Source organism: Negativibacillus massiliensis (genome assembly GCF_900148495.1).
GTDB classification, from domain to species: Bacteria; Bacillota; Clostridia; order Oscillospirales; family Ruminococcaceae; genus Negativibacillus; species Negativibacillus massiliensis.
This window is the reverse complement of the sequence record NZ_FTRU01000003.1, coordinates 1-4,918: the sequence shown is the minus strand read 5'-3', so window position 1 is coordinate 4,918 and position 4,918 is coordinate 1. Positions and strand designations below refer to the sequence as shown.

At 50.2% G+C, this 4,918-nt stretch carries 2 tRNA genes and 2 rRNA genes; all 4 read left to right on the top strand.

From position 1 onward, the window contains the following. The first annotated feature begins 57 nt into the window (after positions 1-57). Positions 58-1,573 (top strand): 16S ribosomal RNA (locus BQ5375_RS00105). 125 nt (positions 1,574-1,698) lie between these two features. Then, positions 1,699-1,774 (top strand) — tRNA-Ala (locus tag BQ5375_RS00100). Between the two features lie 44 nt (positions 1,775-1,818). Then, a tRNA-Ile gene (locus BQ5375_RS00095) sits at positions 1,819-1,895 on the top strand. 148 nt (positions 1,896-2,043) lie between these two features. After that, positions 2,044-4,876 (top strand): 23S ribosomal RNA (locus BQ5375_RS00090). The 16S and 23S rRNA genes sit together here with 2 tRNA genes alongside, the layout of an rRNA operon. Positions 4,877-4,918 lie beyond the last annotated feature (42 nt).

Below are 4,918 nucleotides of genomic sequence, written 5' to 3'. Positions count from 1 at the left end.
AGGTTAAGTTTCAAATTCTTTTATATGATTAAAACAACGAAAGTTGTTGTAATACCATTTACAAAGAGTTTGATCCTGGCTCAGGACGAACGCTGGCGGCGCGCCTAACACATGCAAGTCGAACGGAGTTGTGTTGAAAGCTTGCTGGATATACAACTTAGTGGCGGACGGGTGAGTAACACGTGAGTAACCTGCCTCTCAGAGTGGAATAACGTTTGGAAACGAACGCTAATACCGCATAACGTGAGAAGAGGGCATCCTCTTTTTACCAAAGATTTATCGCTGAGAGATGGGCTCGCGGCCGATTAGGTAGTTGGTGAGATAACAGCCCACCAAGCCGACGATCGGTAGCCGGACTGAGAGGTTGATCGGCCACATTGGGACTGAGACACGGCCCAGACTCCTACGGGAGGCAGCAGTGGGGGATATTGCACAATGGGGGAAACCCTGATGCAGCGACGCCGCGTGAGGGAAGACGGTTTTCGGATTGTAAACCTCTGTCTTTAGGGACGAAAAAATGACGGTACCTAAGGAGGAAGCCACGGCTAACTACGTGCCAGCAGCCGCGGTAATACGTAGGTGGCAAGCGTTGTCCGGAATTACTGGGTGTAAAGGGAGCGTAGGCGGGGAGACAAGTTGAATGTCTAAACTATCGGCTTAACTGATAGTCGCGTTCAAAACTATCACTCTTGAGTGCAGTAGAGGTAGGCGGAATTCCTAGTGTAGCGGTGAAATGCGTAGATATTAGGAGGAACACCAGTGGCGAAGGCGGCCTACTGGGCTGTAACTGACGCTGAGGCTCGAAAGCGTGGGTAGCAAACAGGATTAGATACCCTGGTAGTCCACGCCGTAAACGATGATTACTAGGTGTGGGGGGACTGACCCCTTCCGTGCCGGAGTTAACACAATAAGTAATCCACCTGGGGAGTACGACCGCAAGGTTGAAACTCAAAGGAATTGACGGGGGCCCGCACAAGCAGTGGAGTATGTGGTTTAATTCGAAGCAACGCGAAGAACCTTACCAGGTCTTGACATCGAGCGACGAACCAAGAGATTGGTTCTTCCTTCGGGACGCGAAGACAGGTGGTGCATGGTTGTCGTCAGCTCGTGTCGTGAGATGTTGGGTTAAGTCCCGCAACGAGCGCAACCCTTATCATTAGTTGCTACGCAAGAGCACTCTAATGAGACTGCCGTTGATAAAACGGAGGAAGGTGGGGATGACGTCAAATCATCATGCCCCTTATGACCTGGGCTACACACGTACTACAATGGTGATCAAACAGAGGGAAGCAACACAGCGATGTGAAGCAAATCCCGAAAAATCATCTCAGTTCAGATTGCAGGCTGCAACTCGCCTGCATGAAGTCGGAATTGCTAGTAATCGCGGATCAGCATGCCGCGGTGAATACGTTCCCGGGCCTTGTACACACCGCCCGTCACACCATGGGAGTCGGTAACACCCGAAGCCAGTAGCCTAACCGCAAGGAGGGCGCTGTCGAAGGTGGGATTGATGACTGGGGTGAAGTCGTAACAAGGTAGCCGTATCGGAAGGTGCGGCTGGATCACCTCCTTTCTAAGGAGAACTGTTCAAGAGAACAGTTTATCTGGTCAGACTTGATTCAAAGCTTAATGTTGTTCAATTTTGAAGGCCTTGGTCTTCAAAATTAGGTAAGAGCGGCATATCCGAAACCCTGATACGGGGGTGTAGCTCAGCTGGGAGAGCACCTGCCTTGCACGCAGGGGGTCAGGAGTTCGATCCTCCTCATCTCCACCAAAGGGTGAGGGTATGAAACGAACAACTGCCGGTCTAATCAATATGGGCTCATAGCTCAGGTGGTTAGAGCGTACGCCTGATAAGCGTAAGGTCGGTGGTTCGAGTCCACTTGAGCCCACCAGCAACGATATGTTGCAAAAATGTTCCTTGAAAATTGAACAATGAAAATAACTGCGAAATTGAGGTAAAAAACCTAGAACGATAATTTAAATTAACGTTTAAGGGTAAAAAATACTACAATAACGAAGAGAACCATTAGCAAAACACATGGTCAAGCTACAAAGAGCTTAAGGTGAATGCCTTGGCACTGGGAGCCGATGAAGGACGTGGCAAGCTGCGAAAAGCTACGGGGAGTTGCAAGCAAACTTTGATCCGTAGATGTCCGAATGGAGCAATCCACATGAGGTAACGCTCATGTATCATACGATGAATTCATAGTCGTATGAGGGGAACCGCCTGAACTGAAACATCTAAGTAGGGCGAGGAAGAGAAATCAAACGAGATTCCGCTAGTAGTGGCGAGCGAACGCGGAAGAGGCCAAACCAGAAGCAGCAATGTTTCTGGGGTTAGGACTGCATTTAGCATTGACAATGGTTAGCCGAACTGCATGGGAAGGCAGACAAGATAGGGTGAGAGTCCCGTAGGCGAAAACTAGAGTCAGCGAGCAGTATCCAGAGTACCGCAAGACACGTGAAACCTTGTGGGAAGATGGGGGGACCACCCTCCAAGCCTAAATACTACCCAGTGACCGATAGCGCAAAGTACTGTGAAGGAAAGGTGAAAAGGACCCCGGGAGGGGAGTGAAATAGAACCTGAAACCCTGAGCTTACAAGCACCGAGAGCACGTCAAAGTGTGATCGGGTACTTTTTGTAGAACGGTCCGGCGAGCGTATGTACGTAGCAAGGTTAAGGACTTAAGGTCCGGAGCCGAAGCGAGAGCAAGTCTGAATAGGGCGTCAAGTTACGTGCATAGGGCCCGAAACCGGGTGACCTATCCATGTCCAGGCTGAAGTTGGGGTAAGACCCAATGGAGGGCCGAACCGACCTCCGTTGAAAAGGCGGCGGATGAGGTGTGGATAGCGGAGAAATTCCAATCGAACTCGGATATAGCTGGTTCTCCCCGAAATAGCTTTAGGGCTAGCGTTGTGTATCATTACCGGAGGTAAAGCACTGAATGGCCTAGGGCCCTAACGGGTACCGAAGCCTATCAAACTAAGAATGCCGGCTAATGCGAGCACAGCAGTCAGACTATGGGAGATAAGTTTCATAGTCAAAAGGGAAACAGCCCAGACCCACAGCTAAGGTCCCAAATATGATTTAAGTGGAAAACGATGTGGGGTTGCGAAAACAACCAGGATGTTGGCTTAGAAGCAGCCACTCATTTAAAGAGTGCGTAATAGCTCACTGGTCGAGTGACCCTGCGCGGAAAATTCAACGGGGCTAAAATCATAACCGAAGCTTGGGATATACTAATGTATATGGTAGGGGAGCGTTGTGTAAGGGGTGAAGTCATAGCGGAAGCGGTGGTGGACTTTACACAAGTGAGAATGCCGGAATGAGTAGCGCGAATTATGTGAGAATCATAATGGCCGAAAGTCTAAGGTTTTTGGAGGAAGGTTCGTCCGCTCCAAGTTAGTCGGGAGCTAAGGTCAGGCCGAAAGGCGTAGCCGATGCACATACGGTAGACATTCCGTAACCGTCGAAGTATTTAAGCAAAGGGACACTTTGGGAAGGTACAAGCCAGGCGTTGGTAGCCCTGGTCGTAAGGGACTGAAGTTTAGTAAGGAAGTGTACTGGAACAGAGGCGAGAAAAGCTTTGTGTATATACAAGATGCCCGTACCGCAAACCGACACAGGTAGATGGGAAGAGAATTCTAAGGCCAACGGGAGAAGGGTTGTTAAGGAACTCGGCAAGTTGACCCCGTAACTTCGGAAGAAGGGGTGCTCCAGAAATGGAGCCGCAGAGAATAGGTCCAGGCGACTGTTTAGCAAAAACACAGCTCTATGCTAAATCGAAAGATGATGTATATGGGGTGACACCTGCCCGGTGCTGGAAGGTTAAGAGGAGATGTGCAAGCATTGAATTGAAGCCCCAGTAAACGGCGGCCGTAACTATAACGGTCCTAAGGTAGCGAAATTCCTTGTCAGGTAAGTTCTGACCCGCACGAATGGTGTAACGATCTGGACACTGTCTCAACAACCCGCCCGGCGAAATTGTAGTACCGGTGAAGATGCCGGTTACCCGCGACAAGACGGAAAGACCCCATGGAGCTTTACTGTAGCTTAATATTGGATTTTGATATTTCATGTACAGAATAGGTGGGAGACTGAGAAACAGAAGCGTCAGCTTCTGCGGAGTCGCCTTTGGGATACCACTCTTGAAGTGTTGAAATTCTAACCTGCAGCCGTGAATCCGGCTGGGGGACATTGTTAGGTGGGCAGTTTGACTGGGGCGGTCGCCTCCAAAAAGGTATCGGAGGCGCTCAAAGGTTCGCTCAGCATGGACGGAAACCATGCCCCTGAGTGTAAACGCATAAGCGAGCCTAACTGCGAGACTGACAAGTCGAGCAGTAACGAAAGTTGGAGTTAGTGATCCGGCGGTATGTGAGTGGAAATGCCGTCGCTCAACGGATAAAAGCTACCCTGGGGATAACAGGCTGATCTCCCCCAAGAGTCCACATCGTCGGGGAGGTTTGGCACCTCGATGTCGGCTCATCACATCCTGGGGCTGTATTCGGTCCCAAGGGTTTGGCTGTTCGCCAATTAAAGTGGTACGCGAGCTGGGTTCAGAACGTCGTGAGACAGTTCGGTCCCTATCTGTCGTGGGCGCAGGATATTTGAAGGAAGCTGTCCCTAGTACGAGAGGACCGGGATGGACGCACCTCTGGTGCACCAGTTGTCACGCCAGTGGCACAGCTGGGCAGCTACGTGCGGAACGGATAAACGCTGAAAGCATCTAAGCATGAAGCCGCTCCTGAGATAAGATATCCCACCAGGTTAACTGGGTAAGACCCCTTGAAGACTACAAGGTTGATAGGCTGCAGGTGTAAGTGCCGTGAGGTATTTAGCTTGGCAGTACTAATCGGTCGAGGGCTTGACCAAGTGTTGCTAATAAATTTTCATTGTTCAATTTTGAGGGAACAT